Origin of the sequence: Nocardia arseniciresistens (genome assembly GCF_046764875.1) — a bacterium.
GTDB classification, from domain to species: domain Bacteria; phylum Actinomycetota; class Actinomycetes; order Mycobacteriales; family Mycobacteriaceae; genus Nocardia; species Nocardia arseniciresistens.
The window spans coordinates 78581-99798 of record NZ_JBKORD010000004.1 but is presented as its reverse complement, the minus strand read 5'-3'; the positions used below and the strand labels follow the sequence as shown (position 1 = coordinate 99798).

Annotated in this window: 16 protein-coding genes; 8 read left to right on the top strand and 8 right to left on the bottom strand. The window is 67.3% G+C overall.

Annotation, left to right across the window (positions count from 1 at the left end; all coding sequences use genetic code 11):
- Positions 1–49: 49 nt before the first annotated feature.
- Positions 50–1237, bottom strand: coding sequence for a polysaccharide biosynthesis protein (locus ACLMAJ_RS08250; protein WP_412013259.1), 1188 nt, complete (start codon positions 1235–1237; stop codon positions 50–52).
- 277 nt (positions 1238–1514) lie between these two features.
- Here ACLMAJ_RS08250 and ACLMAJ_RS08245 point away from each other — a divergent pair, with 277 nt between their 5' ends.
- A complete protein-coding gene (locus ACLMAJ_RS08245; RefSeq protein ID WP_412012932.1) occupies positions 1515–3452 on the top strand; it encodes an MmpA family trehalose lipid delivery protein in 1938 nt (645 codons plus the stop codon).
- A 73-nt stretch (positions 3453–3525) separates the two neighbouring features.
- Here the strand turns inward: ACLMAJ_RS08245 and ACLMAJ_RS08240 are convergent, their stop codons facing one another.
- Positions 3526–4692, bottom strand: coding sequence for a glycosyltransferase family 4 protein (locus ACLMAJ_RS08240; RefSeq protein WP_412012931.1), 1167 nt, complete (start codon positions 4690–4692; stop codon positions 3526–3528).
- A 275-nt stretch (positions 4693–4967) separates the two neighbouring features.
- Between ACLMAJ_RS08240 and ACLMAJ_RS08235 the strand changes: the two genes are divergently transcribed.
- Positions 4968–5681 carry a class I SAM-dependent methyltransferase gene (locus ACLMAJ_RS08235; protein WP_412013258.1) on the top strand — a complete coding sequence of 238 codons (714 nt, stop codon included), beginning with the start codon at positions 4968–4970 and terminating at the stop codon, positions 5679–5681.
- On the opposite strand, the gene ACLMAJ_RS08230 is transcribed toward ACLMAJ_RS08235, so the two are convergent.
- Entirely contained in the window at positions 5678–5986 is a 309-nt protein-coding gene (locus ACLMAJ_RS08230; RefSeq protein ID WP_412012930.1) for a hypothetical protein, read from the bottom strand. The genes ACLMAJ_RS08235 and ACLMAJ_RS08230 overlap by 4 nt on opposite strands.
- Before the next feature lie 199 nt (positions 5987–6185).
- On the opposite strand from ACLMAJ_RS08230, the gene ACLMAJ_RS08225 reads away from it, so the two are divergent.
- On the top strand, positions 6186–7631 hold the full coding sequence (locus ACLMAJ_RS08225; protein WP_412012929.1) for an aldehyde dehydrogenase: 1446 nt from the start codon (positions 6186–6188) through the stop codon (positions 7629–7631).
- On the opposite strand, the gene ACLMAJ_RS08220 is transcribed toward ACLMAJ_RS08225, so the two are convergent.
- Complete coding sequence (locus ACLMAJ_RS08220) at positions 7632–7832, bottom strand: hypothetical protein (RefSeq protein ID WP_412012928.1); 201 nt, start codon at positions 7830–7832, stop codon at positions 7632–7634.
- A gap of 267 nt (positions 7833–8099) precedes the next feature.
- On the opposite strand from ACLMAJ_RS08220, the gene ACLMAJ_RS08215 reads away from it, so the two are divergent.
- Entirely contained in the window at positions 8100–8852 is a 753-nt protein-coding gene (locus ACLMAJ_RS08215; RefSeq protein WP_412012927.1) for an HD domain-containing protein, read from the top strand.
- A gap of 80 nt (positions 8853–8932) precedes the next feature.
- On the opposite strand, the gene ACLMAJ_RS08210 is transcribed toward ACLMAJ_RS08215, so the two are convergent.
- The 4 genes from ACLMAJ_RS08210 to ACLMAJ_RS08195 all read right to left on the bottom strand — a co-directional run bounded on the left by ACLMAJ_RS08210 (position 8933) and on the right by ACLMAJ_RS08195 (position 14542).
- The gene (locus tag ACLMAJ_RS08210) at positions 8933–10765 is read right to left on the bottom strand and encodes a phosphoenolpyruvate carboxykinase (GTP) (protein WP_412012926.1); all 1833 of its coding nucleotides are present in this window, start codon (positions 10763–10765) and stop codon (positions 8933–8935) included.
- 287 nt (positions 10766–11052) lie between these two features.
- On the bottom strand, positions 11053–12567 hold the full coding sequence (locus ACLMAJ_RS08205) for a hypothetical protein (RefSeq protein WP_412012925.1): 1515 nt from the start codon (positions 12565–12567) through the stop codon (positions 11053–11055).
- Positions 12554–13693, bottom strand: a complete 1140-nt coding sequence (locus ACLMAJ_RS08200) for a hypothetical protein (protein WP_412012924.1) — start codon at positions 13691–13693, stop codon at positions 12554–12556. Before ACLMAJ_RS08200 ends, ACLMAJ_RS08205 begins: the two co-directional genes overlap by 14 nt.
- Before the next feature lie 66 nt (positions 13694–13759).
- Positions 13760–14542: an SDR family oxidoreductase gene (locus ACLMAJ_RS08195; protein WP_412012923.1), complete on the bottom strand. Its 783-nt coding sequence runs from the start codon at positions 14540–14542 to the stop codon at positions 13760–13762.
- A gap of 219 nt (positions 14543–14761) precedes the next feature.
- Here ACLMAJ_RS08195 and ACLMAJ_RS08190 point away from each other — a divergent pair, with 219 nt between their 5' ends.
- From ACLMAJ_RS08190 to ACLMAJ_RS08175, 4 genes are all read left to right on the top strand, one after another.
- Positions 14762–16075 (top strand): lipase family protein, encoded by a 1314-nt coding sequence (locus tag ACLMAJ_RS08190; protein WP_412012922.1) that lies wholly within the window; start codon positions 14762–14764, stop codon positions 16073–16075.
- A 166-nt stretch (positions 16076–16241) separates the two neighbouring features.
- Positions 16242–17051, top strand: a complete 810-nt coding sequence (gene trmB, locus ACLMAJ_RS08185) for a tRNA (guanosine(46)-N7)-methyltransferase TrmB (RefSeq protein ID WP_412012921.1) — start codon at positions 16242–16244, stop codon at positions 17049–17051.
- A 91-nt stretch (positions 17052–17142) separates the two neighbouring features.
- Positions 17143–17835: an NYN domain-containing protein gene (locus tag ACLMAJ_RS08180; protein WP_412013257.1), complete on the top strand. Its 693-nt coding sequence runs from the start codon at positions 17143–17145 to the stop codon at positions 17833–17835.
- Entirely contained in the window at positions 17835–21194 is a 3360-nt protein-coding gene (locus ACLMAJ_RS08175) for an MMPL family transporter (RefSeq protein WP_412012920.1), read from the top strand. Before ACLMAJ_RS08180 ends, ACLMAJ_RS08175 begins: the two co-directional genes overlap by 1 nt.
- Positions 21195–21218 lie beyond the last annotated feature (24 nt).

The following is a 21218-nucleotide window of genomic DNA, read 5'->3' as shown; positions in this document are numbered from 1 at the left end:
CCGAGCGTGACGTGGCGCAGTGAGTTCCGCTCCGGTATGTACCCGCGCCTCAACCAGCGAGTTGCGGCGACTCGGGTCGCCCCGATCGATCGGAGGTGCGCAGGACAACCACGGCGACCACGAGAGTGGTGGCGGCCGCGACGCAGACAGCGGTCGTGATCAGCGATGGCACCGAGCGCGCCAGCGACAGCATGAGCGTCACCTCGACCGCGAGTCCCACCCAGGTGACGGCGGCGAGGGCGGTGTGATCTACCGCGATCGCTGAGAGCAGCGCGCCTTGCAGCACCGCGAGGATGGCGCCTTGCAGCGCGAACACCCACAGCAGGCCCTCGATCGGCGCGTAGTCCTGCCCCGCGAACAACGGTGCGAGCGGTGCCGCGACCGCGGCGCCGAGCACCGCGACGACACCGATCCCGGACAACACCGCGAGCGCTTCCCTGATCGCGCGCGCCGAATGAGTCGGCTGCGCCATCCGCGGATACAGCACAACGCCGACCGCCTGCGGCAACCAGAACGCGATCTTGGCGGCAATGGCGCCGAGCGCGTACCTGCTCGCGTCCTGCTCGCCGAGGACGATCCGCGCGACGATCAGATCGGCCGACGACAGCGCCATCAACGCCGCCTGGACCTGGGCGGCCCGCAGTACCGGAAGGACGCCGACGAAATTCGTGCCGTGATCGGCAGCGTCGGGCACCTCGTGCCGAGTGCGCGAGCGCGCGAGGGGTGACCCGGCCACGCACCGCGCGAAGACCGCGGCGACGGCGATACCGATCGCCGCCGCGCACAGGGCCGCGGCCGCGCCGCCCCCCATCCCGAGCACCGCAAGCGCGGGTGCCACCCGCGCAACCCCCGCCGCACCGAGGACGACGGCCAACGCCCGAAACCGCCTGCCGCCCTGCAGAATTCCTTGCTCACCGGATAGCACCACCAGCGCGGGCGCCGCGATGAGCGCGGCGAGCGACGCCGCGACCGAAACATTCAGCGCCGCCGCCACCAACGGCACAAGCACCGCCGCGACAACCGCGACGATCACCGCGCACCGCCACCGCAACCCGCGCAGCGCCGCGACGCTCGCGCCACGCACCAACTCGCGCGCCACCACGTTCTGCAACGCGAGCGCGGGCACCGCACACAACAACTGCACCGCGAGCAGACTCGCGAACTCGCTGTACCCGGAAACCCCCAGCCACCGACCTGCCAGCAACTGCAGCAGATACCCCGCCACATTCGCGGTCATCGCCCCGGCCGTCACCAACGTCAGATCCGCCACAACGGGTGGGCGACGGACATCATGCACGCAGCAATAGTCCCACCTCATCGGCCATACCTCCGCCCCGCCCTGGTCGTTGCCGCACGTTGCCGCATTCCCGGCCGTCCGTACGAATCGAGTCACAAGTGATCCAGATGATCGAGCGCGCGGTGTACAACCGCGCAACCCGCGCCGAGGGTGATCGGTACGCAGAGCGCTTGCCCAGGCAACACGCGACCGCGGTCGAAACGTAGGGTCGACAACCGTGAGTGACGGGCAGGCTCGGCGCGACCGGTGGGCGAGATTCGTCCCTGCCGGTTACAGCGCGCTGTCGACGCTGCTCATCGCAGGTCCACTGCTCGGCTCCGGATACTTGCTGCTGCGCGACGCGGTGAGCACGCCACGCTCGTATCTCACCGATTCCGCCCTCGGCCTCGGCCATGCCGCCCCACGGGCCGTACCGCAGGACGCGCTCATCGCGGTGCTGTCGCCTGTCGTCGATGGCGGCCTGATCGTCAAGACGATCATGCTCGTTGCGCTGTGGGCGGCCGGGTTCGGTGCCGCGTTACTGGCCCGTGAACTGCTGCGACTGACCACCGGGCCGCAATTGGTGGCGGCCACCGTCGCACTGTGGAACCCCTACGTGGCCGAGCGGCTGTTGCAAGGCCACTGGAGTCTGCTGGCCGGTTATGCGGCGCTGCCATGGACAGCGTTGGCCGCCCACCGATTACGAACGTCGATCGAGCCGCACCGAACGAACGATCCGCTTGCTGCGAGCCCGCGTTTCGGCGGCGCCGGCCGCTGGGCGGCGTTGGCCGCGTGCGTCGCCGTCGCTGGACTCACGCCGACCGGTGCGCTGCTGGCAGGGTGCACCGCCCTGGTGTTGGTCGGCCGCCGAAGCTTCCCTGGGGCACTGCTACTGGTGCTCGCCGCGTCCGCGCCGTGGTTGACGGCGACAGCGTTGTCCGACGTCGGTTCCGAACCCTCCGACCCGGCCGGAATCGCCGCGTTCGCCGCACGTGCGGAAACCGGCCTCGGCACGCTCGGCAGTCTGGCGGGCCTCGGTGGCATCTGGAACTCCGATGCCGTCCCCGGCTCCCGCAGCACGCTGCTCGCCCTGGTCGGAACATTCCTGCTACTCGCGCTGGTCGCAACAGGTGTCCGCACCGTCGCCGGAGCCATCGTCGACGGGCTGCATCCGAGTGCGGACATCCAACGCATCGGCCTGCAAACTCGGCGAAGGCTACTTGTCTTGGCCGCTGTGGCCATCGTGTTGCCGGCGGTGGGTGCGACGGCATGGGGCATGGATGTGCTGGAGTGGCTTGTCACCTCGGTGCCCGGCGCGGGGCTGCTGCGCGACACCCAGAAGTACGTGGCGCTCGCGATGCCTGCTTACGCCCTGTGTGCCGCGGCCGGATGCCATGCTGTCGCCCTCAGGTTCTCGTCGAATAACCCGGCGGCCTCGGCAGCGGAGTCTGCATCGGGAACCGCATCTGGATCTGGATCGACCGGCACGATCGTGCGACCGAGTGGTCGTGCATCCACGGCCGTAATGTCGCTGACCGTAACGGTGTTCATCGCACTACTGACCCTGCCGCTGTTCGATCTCGGATGGGGCGTCGGTGGGGCGATGCGGCCGGTGCACTATCCGATCGGGTGGCAGCAGGTCGCCGAGCGCATCGACGGGCCCGGCGATGTCGCGGTGCTGCCGGGGGGCATGTTCCGGAAGTTTCCGTATAGCGGGCGCACACCGGTTTTGGATCCAGCGCCGCGCATGCTGCCACGCGACGTGCTGCAGACCGGCGAGCTTCCGGTGCACGGCAGGACGGTCGCGGGCGAGGGCGCACGCGCGCGCGAAGCGGAGACCCTGCTGCTGCACGGAGGGTCCGCGGCGAAGCTTGCGGAACTCGGCGTCGGTTGGGTGTTGGTGGAACGCACCACCCCCGGCCCGCTCGGTGAGTCGAAAACCACCCTCGCCCAGCTGAATCCGGTCTACATCGACACCAACCTCGCGTTGTACCGGGTTCCCGGCGTCATCGATCGCGATGGCGAATCCACCACCTCCCGCCGCACCATCTCCGCTGCCGCCCACCTTGTTTGGGCCGCTCTACTCGTCGGCGGCCTACTGATCGCGGCCTGGTCACCCAGGATGCCGAGCCGTCCAGTACAAGACGATTGTCGCGGGGGATCGGCTGATCACTGATGTCGAGTCGTCCGGGGTTCGCCGGGTCTCGAGGGCCAGGGTGATGCCGTCGGGGCCGTGTCGGCTCCGAACCTCAGGGGCCAGGAGGAATGAGGCCGGAGCTGTGTTGACCACGTGCGACCGAGGCCAGCACCTGGTAGACGCCGTTTCCTGTTTGTTCCCAAGAGAACTCGTTGGCGCGGGCGCGGGCCTTTTCGCCCATGACAGTGCGGGCCTCGGTGTCATCGATGAGCTCACCGACGGCATCGGCGAGCTGGGCGACGTCGTCGACAAGGAGGCCGGTCACGCCGTCGACAATGGAGTCGGTGAGGCCGCGGGAGCTGCGGTAACCGATAGTCGGGACGCCGTGCTGGGCGGCTTCGATGACGGCCAGGCCCCACCCCTCTTTGCGCGAGGGCAGGACGTGCACCCAGGCGCGAGCGAGTAATTCGTGCTTGCGGCGCTCGTCGACGTGGCCGTGGAAGGTGACCGCGTCGGCGATGCCGAGTTCGTCGGCGTTCGTCTCGAGGTTGTCGGCCCACCAACCGTCGCCGATCACGTCGAGGTGCAGGCCGGGAACGCGGGTCCGCAGCCGGGCGACGGCTGCGAGCGCGTCTTCGATCTGCTTGTGCGGCACCAGTCGTGAGAGCACGACTATGCGCGGTTGCGGTGTGCGCGTGGCCGCGGCACCGGTTGGCGCGCCCGATGGAACGGGCTCGGCGCCGTTGCGGACCACCGCGATTCGCGATTGATCTACCCCGAGCGTGGCGAGTTCCTCGGCCGAGGGCAGCGAGACGGTCAGGTATTGGTTGCGCCGGTGCGCGCGCGGCGACAGCCGCGATTCGATCCACCAGCCGATACGGCCGACGAGGCGACCCGCGACGGGCCACTGTTCGCGATGGCCGTGATGTACGAGCACGACCGACGGCGCCTTGGTCGCGACGGCCGCGAAGAACGGGATCCCGTTCTGTGTATCGATCACCGCGTCCGGTCGCAGCCCGCGCAGTGGTCCGACACCGAGCCTGCCGAGCGCGATCGCGGCCAAGGCCCTCGGATACACGGAGTAGCGGCCACCGGCCCTGCTGATATCGATACCGTCGACCCGTTCCCGCTTGGGCGCCCCCGGGTAGTGGGCGGTCCGCAGCGTGACCTTGACCCCGCGCGTGGCGAGCTGGGCGCCGACCTGCTCCAGATACCGTTCGCTGCCGCCGCCCTGCGGATGCCCGGTGTCACGCCAGCACAGCAGGAGGACTTCGCGCACGGTGGTGCTTCTCTCGGTCGGCAGGTCCCGATCGGGGACGTCGGATGTCGCCCAACACCCTAACCTGCGAATGCGGGCACAAGCCGCCACCGGTCCCGTTCTGCGTATCGCCACCTCCGGTGGCAGCAGCGACTGGAGTGGGGTGTGGGCGTTATGCGAGACTCTCCGCCGTGCCGAGAGCTGAAAGTAAGCCAGCGGAAGCCGAGGTGGCCGCGCTGCGGCCCGCCGGGCGCGCCCTGTCCCGTTTTGCCCGCAGGGCGACGCTGCGCCGGTCGATGCGGTTACTCGGCAGCTTCCGATTCGAGCAGACCGATCCCGCGCTGTTCTACGGCGAACTCGCCGCCGACAGCGCGGCCATGATCGGTGACTTCTATGCCGACATCACCGGGCGCGACCTGCGGGGCGCGACGATTCTCGACGTCGGTGGTGGTCCCGGCTACTTCGCCGACGAGTTCATCAGGACCGGTGCGCGCTACATTCCGGTGGAGCCGGATCCCTCGGAGATGCATGCCGCGGGGCTGTCGGTGCCCGGCGCGGTTCGAGGGTCGGGGATGGCGCTGCCGTTTCGCGATGACGCGGTGGACATCTGCTTTTCCTCGAATGTCGCCGAACATGTGCCGCAGCCGTGGCTGATGGCCGATGAAATGGTGCGGGTGACTCGGCCAGGCGGGTTGATCGTGCTCTCCTACACGGTGTGGCTGGGACCGTTCGGCGGGCACGAGACCGGGCCGTGGCACTACCTGGGCGGGGAGTACGCGGCACGCCGCTATCGGCGCAAGCAGGGCCGGGAACCGAAGAACCGATTCGGTGAGTCGATGTTCGCCGTCACCGCGGTTGCGGGGATGCGGTGGGCGGCGCGCACTCCTGCGGACGTCCGGACCATCTTTCCGCGCTATCACCCGCGCTGGGCCTGGTGGCTGGTCCGGGTGCCGTTATTGCGCGAGCTTCTGGTGAGCAACCTGGTGGTCGTCGCAACCAAGAGTGGCTAGGGCTGCCGTTCCAGCCAGCCACGGCGCCAGCTGCGCCTGCCGCACACTCCGTAGGACGACTCGAGCCACGGCGATTCCTGGATGGCAAGGCCGACGGTCTCTAGCGTGGTGAGCGCGAGTAGGTCCGCCAGCATCCCCACGGTGGCCACGGCCTCTGCTGCCTGCATGGCCGCGGTGGCTTGCTCGATGGTCAGCGTGCGACCGGGTAGGAAGGAGACGACCCATCCGCCCGCACCGACACTCTTAGCTTGATGCTCGGTTTGATCGCTCGACATCAGCGACCGCCCGATCACTTGCACCGCCATGACTCTGACTCCCCAACTGCGATTTAATCGAGCGAGCTGATCAGTAGCTACAGCATCCCCTCTGCAACAACAGAACGCAATAGTGCGTTCTCTGAAAAGCGTACCGACAGGTTGGAATTCGTCCTGTTCAGAGGTACGGCGAGAGACAAAACTGGAACAGGTTACAGACAAGCGGGCCACAAAACTGTAACGTGTTCTCATGCATTACGACAGCTTGTTCATCGGCGGCCAATGGACCGCGCCAGCCGGCTCCGAGCGCCTCCAGGTCATCTCGCCCGCCACGGTCGAGACGGTGGGCAGCGTCCCTGTGGTCGTTCGCGACGACGTCGACGCCGCGGTCGCCGCCGCGCGGCACGCCTTCGATTCCGGCCCGTGGCCTTCCACCCCGCCGGAGGAGCGCGCCCAGGTGCTCACCCGCGCGGCACGCCTGATCGAGGAGCGTTCCGCCGATCTACTCGCCACGCTCACCGCGGAAATGGGCGCACCGGCGATGATCGCCATGACGCTCAATCAGATCCCTGCGGTCGCCACCCTCGACGCCTACGCAGCACTGGCAAAGTCGTTCCCCTGGAACGAGACTCGCACCGGATTGTTCGGCACCTCCAGGGTTTCCCGTGAGCCGCGCGGCGTCGTCGCGGCCGTAACCGCATGGAACGTCCCGCTTTTCCTCGCGGCCAACAAGCTCGCCCCCGCCTTGCTGGCCGGTTGCACCGTGGTGCTCAAGCCCGCACCGCTGACTCCGCTGACCGCCAACAAGATTGCCGACATCTTCACCGAAGCGGGCCTACCGGAGGGCGTGCTGTCGGTACTGCCCGCGGAGGCCGATGCCGCCGAGTATCTGGTCTCGCACCCCGGCGTCGACAAGGTCACCTTCACGGGAAGCACCGCGGTCGGCAAGAAGATCGGCGCGATCGCGACCGGTCAGCTCAAGAGCGTGTCACTGGAACTCGGAGGCAAGTCCGCCGCAATCCTGTTGCCCGACATGGACGTTGCCGCGAATATCCCGGTACTCGCCTTCTCCGGCCTGATGAACAGCGGGCAGGGCTGTGTCGCACAAACCCGCATCCTCGCGCCGCGCACCCGCTACGACGAGATCCTCGAAGCACTCGTCGAGCACGTACGCACGATGAAGGTCGGCGATCCCAACGACCCGACGGTGACGCTCGGCCCGCTCATTTCGGAGCGGCAACGCGAGCGCGTCGAGGGCTATATCGCCAAGGGTAAGGAAGAGGGCGCACGGCTGGTGCTCGGCGGTGGCCGCCCTGCCGACCTGGACCGCGGCTGGTTCGTCGAGCCGACGATCTTCGCCGACGTGGACAACTCCTCGACAATCGCCCAGGAGGAAATCTTCGGCCCCGTGCTCTCGGTGATCCCCTATGACACCGAGGACGAGGCGGTGGCCATCGCCAACGACTCCGTCTACGGCCTGGCCGGGTCGGTATGGACAAGCGATGTCGAACACGGCGCCGAGATCGCCGCACGGGTACGCACCGGCACCTACGCGATCAACTGGTACGCGTTCGATCCCGGCTCGCCCTTCGGCGGGTACAAGAGCTCGGGCCTCGGCAGGGAAAACGGCCCGGAGGGCCTCGACTCCTTCTGCGAGCAGAAGTCGGTGCTCATGCCGCTCGGCTGGACGGGGTAATCAAGCCCCCGGCATGACCACCCGCAGGACGGCATCACGATCGCTCCCCTTGGCACCCGGTCCGTCGACGATGTCGACGCGCCAGCCAGGGGGTAGCACCGCCTCCAGCCGACCCGCGGCGCGCCGTAACGGCGTGCTCGCTGTCGCCAGCTCGATCTCGGCAATCCCAGGCACCGGGTCGCCGGTTTCCAGATCGGTCATGCTCCAACCACCTCTCGCGCTTCGATCTCATCGTTTGCCGCGCATCGCGCGGCCACGAGTCGATAAGGGAAGAAGATCAGTCGATCAGACCTGAGACGGAGTACAGGTAAAGCATAAGCTACTAACGCATCCGTACTGGGTATCCTCGTATATTGCGCCGACCGCTGACAATCGGTTCGAGCATTACCGGCATTCCCGCCACTCGCCGGATCTCCGGGCGCACTATCCATTCGATGACGTAGCCGGGATCGAGACAAAGGAGACACCATGGGTGCGCCCAGAGGCATCGACTGGGAATGGGCGACTCGAACCGGAGGCACGCTGACAAAAAAGCAACGCCGCACGCTCACCGTCGAAATCGCGCGCGCTCTCCCCACCGTCCTACCCGATCGGGTCAAGGTCGCGCTGGGTCGCCGCGGTCGCGGGCGACTCGAATTCGGCGGTGTGCTGCTGCCCGACTCGAAACTGGCCCGCGCCGCAGAAACCGAAGCCCGCGAATCGCTTTCGATCCATATCCTGGAGCACTCGTTTCGCAGCTACTTCTTCGGCCGGGTACTCGCGGAGCTCGACGGCGCCGACTACGACGACGAACTGGCCTATGTTTCCTGCCTGCTGCACGACCTACAGCTCGAACACCCCACCCCCGGACGCTGTTTCGCGGTGACGGGCGGCGAACGTGCCGCCGCATTCGCCGCAAGATCGGGTGCATCGCCCGAACGCGCGCAGGCCATCGGCGCCGCCATCGCCGCGCACATCACGCCGGGCGTCATGGCGGACCTCGGCGACATCGGCGGCTTCGTCTCCGCGGGGGCCTCGGCGGACGTAATCGGGACCCGCATGTCCGAACTCGATCCGGCCTGGGTCGAGGAACTGGTGCACCGCCACCCCCGGCACGACTTCAAGCGACACGCGGCCGCCGCTTTCCGAGCAGAGGCCGAAGCGGTACCGCACGGCCGCGCCGCGCTCCTGATCAGCACCGGATTTCTGCACATGCTCCGGATGGCGCCGTTCACCGAATAAGAATGCCCGCAGCGGCAATTCAGACGAAACCGCCCGCACCATCCGAAGATGGTGCGGGCGGTTCGGTTTCGCCGACCGGGTCAGCCCAGGCGCTCCTTGAGGGCCTCGAACTCGTCGCGGACGCCGGAAGGCAGCTTGTCGCCGACGAACTCGAACCACTCTTCGATCAGCGGAATCTCCTTGCGCCACTCTTCCGCATCGACCTTCAGCGCCTCGTCGACATCGTCGACATCGACCTTCAGCCCTTCGAGATCGAGTTGCGCCGCGGAGGGCACGTTGCCGATCGCGGTGCTCTCGGCACCCGCGCTGCCTTCGATGCGGCCGACGATCCACTCGAGCACGCGGGAGTTCTCACCGAATCCCGGCCACAGGAAGCGGCCGTCGGCACCACGACGGAACCAGTTGACGTAGAAGATCTTCGGCAACTTGTTCGCGTCCGCGTTCTTGCCGACATTGATCCAGTGGTTGAGGTAGTCGCCGACGTGGTAGCCCATGAACGGGATCATGGCCATCGGGTCGCGGCGCACGGTGCCGACCTTGCCCTCGGCCGCCGCGGTCTGCTCCGAGGAGAGCGTGGCGCCCATGAAAACGCCGTGCTGCCAGTCGAAGGACTCGGTAACCAGCGGGACCGTGGTCTTGCGGCGGCCGCCGAACAGGATCGCCGAGATGGGCACGCCCTGCGGGTCGTCCCACTCCGGCGCCAGGGTCGGGCACTGCGACATCGGCGTGCAGTAACGTGAGTTCGGGTGCGCGGCAAGGGTTTCGGTCTCCCGGTGGAACCAGTCGTTGCCCTTCCAGTCGATCAGGTGATCGGGCTCGCCCTCCAGGCCCTCCCACCACACATCGTTGTTGTCGGTCAGCGCGACGTTGGTGTAGACGGTGTTGCCCGCCTCCATGGTGAGCATGGCATTCGGGTTGGAGCTGTGGTTGGTGCCAGGCGCGACGCCGAAGAAGCCGAACTCCGGGTTCACCGCGTACAGGCGACCGTCCTTGCCGAAACGCATCCAGGCGATGTCGTCGCCGAGAGTCTCCGCGCGCCAGCCGGGAACCGTCGGCTGGATCATCGCGAGGTTGGTCTTGCCACAGGCGCTCGGGAACGCGGCGGCGATGTAGAACGCCTTGTTCTCCGGGGAGATCAGCTTGAGGATCAGCATGTGCTCGGCCAGCCAGCCCTCGTCATGGGCCATGGCCGAGGCGATGCGAAGCGAGTAGCACTTCTTGCCGAGCAGCGCGTTGCCGCCGTACCCGGAGCCGTAGCTCCAGATCTCGCGGTCCTCGGGGTAGTGGGTGATGTACTTGGTGTCGTTGCACGGCCACGGCACATCGGCCTGGCCATCGGCAAGCGGCGCCCCGACCGAGTGCAGCGCCTTGACGAACGGCTTGTCGGCGCCGAGCTTGTCCAGCGCGGCCGTGCCCATCCTGGTCATCACACGCATCGACACGACCACGTACTCGGAGTCGGTGATCTCGACGCCGAGCTTGGGGTCCTCAGCACCGAGCGGGCCCATGCAGAACGGCACCACGTACATGGTGCGGCCCTTCATCGAGCCGCGGTACAGCTCAGTCATGGTCGCGCGCATCTCGGCGGGGTCGACCCAGTTGTTGGTCGGGCCCGCGTCGGCCTCGGTCTTCGAACATATGTATGTGCGCGACTCGACGCGCGCGACGTCGGAGGGGTCCGACAGTGCGAGGAAGGAGTTCGGCTTCTTCTTCTCGTCGAGCCGCTTGAACGTGCCCGCCGCGACGAGGTGGTTGGTCAGCCGGTCCCATTCATCATCGGAACCGTCCGCCCAGACCACTCGCTCGGGCTGAGTGAGTTCTGCGACTTCCTGTACCCAGGCGAGTAGTTCGCTGTGCTCGGTCGGCGTTTTGCCGTCGGATCCACGAAGACCAGGAATGGTCGCTGAGGTCATGAAAAACTCTCCTGAGATGGGCGGTCCTACGGTGCTTTCGTCTGGGCTGACCATTTCGAGCGACCAACGAACAGTCGCTACGGGCCCACGACCAGCGCAAACATACCGAGCGCCACCATTGGCGGGAAGGCACCCGCTACGACCAGTCGAATGCACGTCCCGGCTGGACGGCGTATATGGACGAAGCGGACGCCCAGGTTCCTGATTAGAGGTTAACGCGATGTGACGACCAATACGGAATCGGGTACAGATCGGACTGCCTCACGGATACCCAATGGTTACCGAATTCACTCTGGCGAAATCCGTCGATCGATGATCTCGATATCGCGTTCGCATGCGGCGAGTTGTCCGGGTTGTTCGGCGGTGGTACGGCGCAACCGCGCTTCCAATTCGGCGACTCGCCGATCGGTTTCGACCATTCGCGCGGTGCTCGTGCGCACAACGCGATCGGCGAGCGTGGTCTCCGATTCCACCAGCGCGGTCGCCACCCGCTGCTCGAGCTGGGCTTTCACATTGACGAGCGCATCGGACACCCATTGCCGGACATGCGCGCGGTCGGCGACCTGCCTGCGCGCACGCACGACCCAACCCGCCGCGCCCGCACCGAGTAGCAGCGTCACGGGGACGCTCGCGACGTCCAGCGTCGGCACCAGAGCGAGTGGCGAAACCAACAGTCTGCCGAGGCCGACACCCGCCGACGCGCCCAACGCGATCATGAGGTGATCTTCGACACCACGGTGCCTCGGGTCGGGGTCGGGTCCTACCCGAGGCGCGGAGTCGCGCCGTCGCGGCGGCATGGCGTGCTCGCCCGTCGAACCGTCGACCCGCAGGGTGAGCTGGGCGACGCGACGCTCGATCTCCACATCGACGGCGCCGGTCAGCTCGGTCACCGCCTGCTGCAAACGCTCCGGATAGTCGCCGAGCCGAGAAGGGCGCAGCCGATCGAGTTCGCCGCGGGCGGCGGTGTGCATGGCCCGTACCCTGGAGCCGACGTCGGTCATCAGGTCGACCCTGGCCAGGTGCAGCTGGCTGCGCAGTGTCGACAGCGCGGTTGCCCGTCCGCCGTCTCGTCCCGCGAGCAGCACGGTGCGTTCTTCCCGCCACTGCGCCGGCTCGGTGCCGGAACGCAGGGCCGCAACCTGATCGACCACCCGCTGGCGCGTTTCGGCGAGCACTCGGGAAGTGACGGCCGTGAGCCTGCCGCCACCGGTGGCCTCGGCGCCGGTGGCCGCGGCGGCGAGTTCGGCGTGCAGTGCGGTCAGGCCCGAACGGTCGAGCAGGCTCGCGTCGCCGCCCGCGCGGGCCGCTACCGCGAGGCGCGCCGAGACCGGAACCACGTCGAGGTCGGCGGCGCCCTGCGCGGCGAGCAGCTCGAGGTTGTGGGCGCGGACGGCACGCCAGTCCTGATAGGCGTGGATGCCGTTCATGGCGAGCAGGATTCGAGTGCCGTCGGCACGCAGCCGATGAACAAGCCGCACCGTGTCCGTACCGAGCGAGCTGCCGGCGTCCAACAGGATAAGTGCGACGGCGGCGGGCGCCGCGCCGGATCCGGAGGTGGTTTCGACGGCCGCGCTGGCGTCGGCCACCGGATCGGAGAGATCGATCCGTGGCTCGAAGCGCGCCAGTTCGGTGCGCAACAACGTGGTGTTGGCATCATCGGGCCCGATCAACGTGACCGCCGACGCGGCGCCGGTACCGAGTACGGCGCGCATCAGGGCCATGCCCTGCGGATTCCACCGCGCAACAACTGCCTCCACATCAGAGGGCAACGGTGGCACGTCCGGTTGATCAGAGTCCGGCACTGCTCATCCGCTCCCATAGTCGGATGTAGCCGTTGTGAACGCGCAATGCGGCGCGGCGGGCGGCGGGCGGCATATCGCTCGACACGACCGCCCGCCAGCGCGCGGCACGTGCAAGCGCGTCGTCGGCGTCGACGGGCGCGGGCGACGGGTACCCCGCCGCGAGATGCGCGACATCGGGACAGGCCAGTCCGGCACACAGGCCGAGCCACAGCGCGTCGTCACCGAAGAGATAGTCCTCGATAACGTCGCGCGCCCGGCCGCCCTCGCCCGGCAACGCGGCACCGGCCAGCCTGGCGAGCTCGTCGAGCAGTACGCCGCCACGCAGCGCGGAGACCTGCTCATAGCGTCGGTGCAGGAGACGATGCAGCGCGTCGACGCCACTGACCGCGTGCAGGATTTGCAGCAGCGCGTGCGGAGTGAGCTCCGGATCCGCGCGCAGCGCGATGAGCGCGCTGCTCACGCCGTACAGGTCCCAGCGCTCGAGCAGCTGCTCACGGTCGGTGACGTCGGGTCCGGCCGATGGCGAGGTGAAAAGGTCGGGCGAGAGCGTGAGCGCGGGGTCCGCGGTGGCCGCGAGCCTGTTCAGCGTCGCCATATCGACATCGGTCAACGCGCCCGACCTGGTGCGCACCGCCACGGAGGCGACCACCGGCAGCGTCAGAATGCCGAGCTCCCTGCTGTACTGCTCGGCGGCGGCGACCGCGTCGCCCCAGCGCGCACCGACCGCATCGGCCTTGTTCAACACCACAAGGGTGCGTTCGGGCGGCAACGTCGCGAGGATCCGCCGATCGGCGGGCAGCGGTGCGCCGGCGAGGACGTAGACAACGATGTCGGCGTCGAGTACCGGATCCGGCACCCCGGGTTCGTCGACCGGACCGGTCTCCACGGCGGACATGAGCGCCAAGGCGTGCAGCACAGTGCTGCGGCCCGAGTGCGCACGACCGGTCACCTGGATACGCGGCGGCCGTCGCCACTGCGCGGATACCAAGCCGACCTGCCCGGACAGCCCCGGATCGTTGCCGCCGCCGGAACGCAGCACGGCGATCAGATGGTCGAGTTGGTCTAGTTCACGCGCAGGTCCACCCGGTCTGCTTGCGTGCCCGTTGGTCTCGGTGGCTGTCGACATAGCTGCGCACCCCCTTTACGGTGCGCAATTCTGTCAGACGCCGGGACCGAAGACGGCGGTGACCGCTCAGCTCGCGCTGAAGTATTTGTTCACGGTGCGCACCGCCCAGTTCGGCGCGTACTTGGCGGCCGCCGCGAGCACCTTGGCTTGCGCACCGATTTCGTAATGCACCTTCGGCAGCCGTCCACGCTTGCGAGTGACGTCCCAGATACCGGTCGCGACATCCTGCGCGGTCAGCCGCACGCCGAGCGACTTCGTCGACGCGGTTTCCAGTCCGTCCACCATCGTGGTCGCCACGAACATCGGCCACACCGCGATCACCCGGATATCGTGCTGCTCCCACTCGAGATCCAATGCCTCCGTAAGGCTTTTGACCGCGGACTTGGTCGCGCCGTAGGTGGCGAGTTCGGGCTGGCCGTAGATAGCCGACGCCGAGCACAGATTCACCACCTGCGCGCCCGGTGTATCCCGCAGCAGCCGGAACGCCGCGTGGGTGCCGTTGATGACGCCGCCGATATTGACCTCGATAATCGCGTGATGCGCTGCCAGTTCGATCGATTCGAACGGACCCGCGCGCAGGATGCCCGCGTTGTTTATCAGGATGTCCAGCCTGCCCGCATCGGCGCCGAACTCCGCGAGCCGCTCTGCCCAGTGTGTGTTGTCGGTCACATCGAGCACTCCGGTGCGGACGGTGCCACCGGCTCCGGTGATGTCGCCCGCGAGCCGAGTCAGTCCCACCTCGTCGATGTCATAGGCGCCGACGTCATAGCCGTGCTCGGCGAAAAGCAGCGCCGTCGCCCTGCCGATTCCGGCCGCAGCGCCTGTGATGAACACTGTGGGCCTGCTCATGTTGCGCGCCGGCACATGATCCGCTCGCTACGCTCGCTCATAGCGGGGAGTCTAGTGCGGTGTCGAGCCCCCTCCCACAGGGTTCGCGGAGATACTGTCTGTCATTTACGCTGATTTGATGGTCGGCACCATAGTCGGTGCGCAGCTTCGCTTTTCGACCCAGCGAGCCGACCCGGCGCAGACGAGTTCCGCCGCAGGGCCGCTCGATGAGGAGACGCGATGACCGCCGAGGTGTTCGACCGCAAGCCATTGCTACCGAGCAACGATCCGTTCCTCCGGCCGCCCAAGGGGTTCGCGGGCAAGCCGGCGGGCACCATCCTCCGCAGCCGGATCGTCGACGTCGCCTTACTCGGACTTGTCTCGCAGCAGGTTTCGGCGTGGCAACTGCTCTATCGCAGCTGCGATATGCACGGCGCACCCGAAGTCGCGATCACCACGGTGCTGCTGCCTCAGGGCGCCGACCCTGCCGCAGACCGCCCCCTGCTCGCCTTCCAGACCGCGATGGACGCCGTCGCCGAGAGATGTTCGCCCTCCTACGCTCTGCGGCGCGGATCGCACGCGCTCGGTTCGATCACCCAACTCGAATGGCTGCTCGTCGCGAACGCACTGCGCCGCGGCTGGGCGGTGACCATCGCCGACCACGAGGGCCCGCACGGAAACTTCGGCGCCCCGCGCGAACCCGGCTATCGCGGGCTCGACGGCATTCGCGCCGCACTGAATTTCACACCGCTCGGGCTGCACCAGGACACCAGGGTCGCGGTGTGGGGCTACTCCGGTGGCGGCATGGCGAGTTCGTGGCTGGTCGAGATGGCGCCGACCTACGCACCGGAAATCGATATCGTCGGCGCGGTGCTCGGCGCACCGGTCGGCGATCCCGGTCAGGTCTTCAGCCGCCTGAACGGCGGCCGCTATGCCGGGCTGCCCGCGATCGTCATCGCGGTGCTGCGGCGGCTGTACCCCGCCCTCGGCACCGTGTTCGACAACGACCTGGCCCCCGAGGGGCACCGGCTCATCGCACGCGCGGAACGGGCGACACCGCTCTCGGCGATCGCGGGCCTGTCCAACAAGAACGTCGGCGCCTACCTGACCCGCCCGCTCGACGAGGTGCTTTCGGCCCCCGATCTCGCGGCCATGCTCGATGATCTCAAGCTCGGCTACGCCATACCGACCTGTCCGCTGCTCATCCTGCAACCGATCCACGACCAGATCATCCACATGGACGGCATCGACGCCCAGGTAGACCGGTACCGCCGTGGCGGCGCGACAGTCACCTACGTGCGCGATCGCCTCAGCGAACACTTCTCGCTGCTGCCGCTCGCCACCCCGGTCAGCCTCAACTGGCTCGCCGATCGGCTCGCCGGGCAACCGGTGAGCGATGTCGGCGACTCGACGGTCTGGTCTGTCGCGGCCTCACCCGCCGGACTGCGTGGTCTGCTGGAGATGGTGGTGACCGCGACCAAGGTCGCGCTCGGGCGGCCGCTGACGCAGGAAGCAGAACCCCTGTCCCGGGTTCGTCGCGACCGGGCGGCCTGATCAGCCACCCGATATCCACCGCGCGGAAGTGTTCTACAAGACCTGCGAGCGGTCGCTGACGGCGTCGTTTCCGGCGCCCGAGAACCAACCGTCGGCGGGTTGTTCCCACCGACCCGCAAGCAGTCGCAAGCGGGCGATTGCTGCCCCGATCGCCCGATGCTGGACAATGGATGCCGTGAACGACGCCGCGAACCACACTGCCGAGTCAGTTCCGGAACCATCGTCCACATCATCGGTACCGGCTGACAACGAACCGAGGCGGGGCACCGCCTCCCGCCTGTACCCCCGGGTTACGAGCTTCCGCTCGCGCCGAGGCGCGCTGACCGCGACCCAGCAGCAATCCTGGGCCCGCACCTGGCCGCGTATCGGCGGCGAGGCCGCCGACCAAGTGATCGACGCTACCGAGTGGTTCGGCCGCGAGGCCCCCCTCGTCATCGAGATCGGTTGTGGCACAGGCACCGCCACCGCCGCGATGGCACAGGACGAACCGCACCTCAATCTGATCGGCGTCGAGGTCTACCGGCCTGGTCTTGCCCAATTGGTGCAGCGGATCGAGCGCGAGAACATCGAGAACATCCGGCTGCTGCGCGGCGACGCCGTCGATGTGCTGGAAAACATGATTGCCGCACAGTCGCTGACGGGCGTCCGGGTCTTCTTCCCCGACCCGTGGCCCAAAGCGCGACACCACAAGCGGCGACTGCTGCAGCCTGCGACGTTCGCCCTCATCGCGAGCAGGCTCCGGCCGGGCGGCGTGTTGCATGTTGCCACCGACCACGCCGACTACGCTGAGCACATCGCCGAGGTCGGCGCCGCAGAACCCCAGCTCATCGGCCTGAATGAGACCACAGGCGGGGTCAGCGCGGAACATCGGGATACCGCACCGATCGGATTCGAGCGACCGGTCACCAAATTCGAAAGCAAGGCGCATCGCGCCGGTAGTGCTATCACCGAGTTCATATGGGGGAAGATCGAATGATGAGCGAGCGAACGATTAGCTCAGCCGTCACGGCGGATCCGAACGCTAGCAAGGCCGGGTCATGAGTATCAGCGAAATTGCCCCCGAGATCATGGATATCGCCGGGGAGGTGCATGGACCCGAAATCACCGGCGGTGCGACACCCGAGGTGCGCCGGGTCCTGCTGGTCTGGGACGCACCGAACCTCGACATGGGTCTCGGCGCGATTCTCGGTGGCCGTCCAACGGCTGCCTACCGCCCCCGTTTCGACGCGCTCGGCCGCTGGCTGCTCGCGCGCACGGCCGAGCTTTCGGTGGGTAGCACCTACCGGGTCGAGCCGGAAGCCACCGTCTTCACCAATATCGCCAACGGCACCGCGGACGTGGTCCGCCCGTGGGTCGAAGCGCTGCGCAATGTCGGCTACGCCGTATTCGCGAAGCCCAAGATCGACGAGGACTCCGATGTCGACGCCGACATGCTCGCGCACATCGAGCGGCGCAGCCGCGGCGCCGGGCTTGCGGGCATCATGGTCGCCTCCGCGGATGGCCAGGCATTCCGTGAGCCGCTCGAGGAGCTCGCCGCTCGCGGAATCCCCGTTCAGGTACTCGGCTTCCGTGAGCACGCGAGTTGGGCCGTCACATCCGATACTCTCGAGTTCATCGACCTCGAGGACATCCCGGGCGTGTTCCGTGAACCGCTGCCCAGGGTGAGCCTCGACTCGCTGCCCGATGAGGGTGCCTGGCTGCAGCCGTTCCGGCCGCTGACGGCACTGCTCACCTCTCGCCCCTCGCAAGGAGTCGCTTAGTGTTCACACGCTGGGGCGATCTGGTCTATCGGTTGCGCTTCGCCGTTGTCGGCGTGGTCGCGGCCGCTCTCTTGGCATTGGGCGGATACGGCCTCGGCCTCGAGGACCATCTCAGCTCCAGCGGTTGGGACGATCCCACGTCCGAATCGGCGCAGGCCGCGCGATTGTCCGACGCAGCGTTCGGGCGTGATCACACCAGTGACGTGGTCGTGCTCTACCCCGCGCCGGACGGTACGACGATCGAGGATCCCGAGTTCAGGCAGAAGGTCGTCGACAGCCTCAACCGGCTGCCGCGCGAGTACCCCGGCGAGATCGCCAAGGTCAACGGGGCCTACTGGCAGACCGAGACCGGCCCCGCGTCGCCGATGTTGTTCGGTTCGAAGGACAAGAAGTACACCTTCGCCTCGGTCGCCATTCAGGGCGACAACGACACCGACATGGTCCGGAACTTCCGGAAAGTGAAGGATGTCTTCGACATTCCCGGTATCGACGTGCAGGTCGCCGGCCTGCAAGCGGTGGCGGGCACGCTCAACGACACCATCGCCAGCGACTCCAAGCGGATGGAGATGCTTGCCATCCCCGCCGTCGCGATCCTGCTGTTCTTCATCTTCGGCGGCGTGGTCGCCGCCGCGCTGCCGCTGATCGTCGGCGGCCTCACGGTGATCGGCGCCAACGGCATCGTGATGTTCCTGACCAGGTTCACCGAGGTGAACTCGTTCGTCTCCAGCGTCGTTTCCATGATCGGCCTCGGTCTGGCGATCGACTACGGCCTATTCATCGTCAGTAGATACCGCGAGGAACTCGCCGAGGGCTACGACACCAAAGCCGCGGTGCGGCGTTCGGTGATGACCGCCGGCCGTACCGTCGTGTTCTCGGCGACGATGATCATCGCCAGCCTCGGCGGCATGCTGCTGTTCCCGCAGGGCTTCCTGAAATCGATCGCCTACGGCTGTATCGCGACCGTCGCGCTCGCCGCGCTCACCGCCATCACCATCCTGCCCGCGATGCTCGCCATCCTCGGTCCGCGGGTGGATCTGCTCGGCCTCAAGCGGTTCCGCAAGACCAAGACCGCCGAGGAAATCGAGAACGGCTTCTGGGGCAAGTCCACCCGGTGGGTGATGCAGCATCCGCTCAAGATCGCGATCCCGATCTGCATCGGCCTGCTGCTGTTGATCATTCCGGTCAAGAACCTCGCCTTCGGCGGCATCAACGAGCGCTACCTGCCGCCGGACAACCAGACTCGGCTCGCACAGGCGAAGTTCGATTCGATCTTCCCGCTACGCAAGTCCGATCCGATCCAGTTGGTGTTCGTCTCCGAAAGCAGTACCGACGTCGGCAAGGTGTGGGCCCAAGCGAAGCAAGCACCCGGGTTGACCGGCACCTTCGAGGTGCCGACACGATCCAATACCCACCCCGACGTCTATCGCACCAGCGCCACACTCGCGGACTCCGAGGACGCGGATCCGACCATCGACTATCTGCGCTCGCTCGACGTACCCGACAACGTGCAGATGTACGTGGGCGGGCAACCGACGATCCAGAAGGACAGCATCGACGCGCTTCTCGACCGGATGCCGTGGATGATCGCGCTGGTCTTGTTCGTCACCACACTGCTGATGTTCCTGACCTTCGGTTCGCTGGTGCTGCCCATCAAGGCCGCATTGATGAGCGCGCTCGGATTGGGTTCCACGCTGGGCATTCTGACGTGGATTTTCGTCGACGGACACGGTGCTGGGCTGCTGAACTTCACGCCGCAGCCGATCATGTCGCCAGTGCTGGTGTTGATCATCGCCGTCATCTACGGCTTGTCGACCGACTACGAGGTATTCCTGTTGTCGCGCATGGTCGAAGCGCGAACGCAGGGTGCCTCGACCACCGAGGCCGTGCGCATCGGCACCGCGCAGACCGGGCGCATCATCACCGCGGCCGCGCTCATCCTGCTCGTTGTCACCGGAGCGTTCGCGTTCTCCGATCTGGTGATGATGCAGTACCTGGCCTACGGCATGATCGCGGCGCTGTTCATCGACGCGACCATCCTGCGCATGCTGTTGGTGCCAGCGACGATGAAACTGCTCGGCGACGATTGCTGGTGGGCGCCGGCCTGGATGAAGAAGGTCCAGCAGAAGATCGGCCTCGGCGAGCCCATTCTCGACGACGAGCGCCCCGGCGGCGGCGAGGTCGTCGACCTGGTCAAGACCACGCCGATCACCGACCCCGTCACCATGCAGATGCCGGTGCTCGCGGCAGGTACCCGCCTGCCGAAGTCGCCGCGTCGCCCGCGCACGGTGGAGGAAATCGAAGCCGGGGCGCCTACGCAGCGCTTCGACAGCATCCGCCATGTGCCGTCGTGGTCCGCCTCGACCCCGCCCGATGCCGCCGGGTCTCGGGCCACTCCTGCCCACGACCCGACCCGCCCCAGGGCCACCCCATCCGCGTCACCGTCGCCGGAGGTATCCGCCCCACGGCCACTGCCTCCCGAAGCGTCTACCTTCCGGCCGACATCGCCCGAAGCATCCAGCTTCCGGCCGACTTCGCCTGAAGCGTCTACCTTCCGGCCGCCCGAAACCTCCCCCTCTGGACCGACTTCGCCCGAAGCGTCTACCTTCCGGCCGACATCACCCGAAGCATCCAGCTTCCGGCCGACATCACCCGAAGCGTCTACCTTCCGGCCGACTTCGCCTGAAGCATCCAGCTTCCGGCCGACATCACCCGAAGCATCCAGCTTCCGGCCGACATCACCCGAAGCATCCAGCTTCCGGCCGACATCGCCCGAAGCATCCAGCTTCCGGTCGGCTTCATACGAAGCGTCTCCCTCCGCACCGACATCGCCCGAGGTGTCCACCCCGCAGCCGCTATCTCCTGAGATTTCCGACCCTTGGCCCCTGATGCAGGTGCCGCACGACCCGACAAGGCCTCGGCCGACGGCGACGACGCCTCCCATCACACCGGCACCTACCGCCCAGGTGGCCACCCCATCGCTCCCAACGGCACAGGTACCAACACCGTCGGTGCCGACAACTCAAGCGCCGCCTCCGTCGGTACATACGACAAATGCGCGACCTCCGTCAGTGCCCGACGCACAGGCACCCGCGACGCCGCCACTCGCCACCACCCCCGCTCCGACGGCGAGCACTCCGAACGATCACGATCACCCGCATCACGCCGCACCGGAGGCACCCGAGGCGGAGCCGGGCGATCCCGACAACGGCCCGCCGACCACGCGCAGCACCATCGAAAACTGGATGGCCGAACTGCGCTCCTCCCGCCGCACCGGCAAGCCCGACGAAGGCCGCCACCACAGTGGCGACGGCCGCACCGTCAGCGTCAACGAACTGCTGCGCCGCCGAGATCAGGAGTAACCGGGCCCTCGCCTAGGGTGAGCA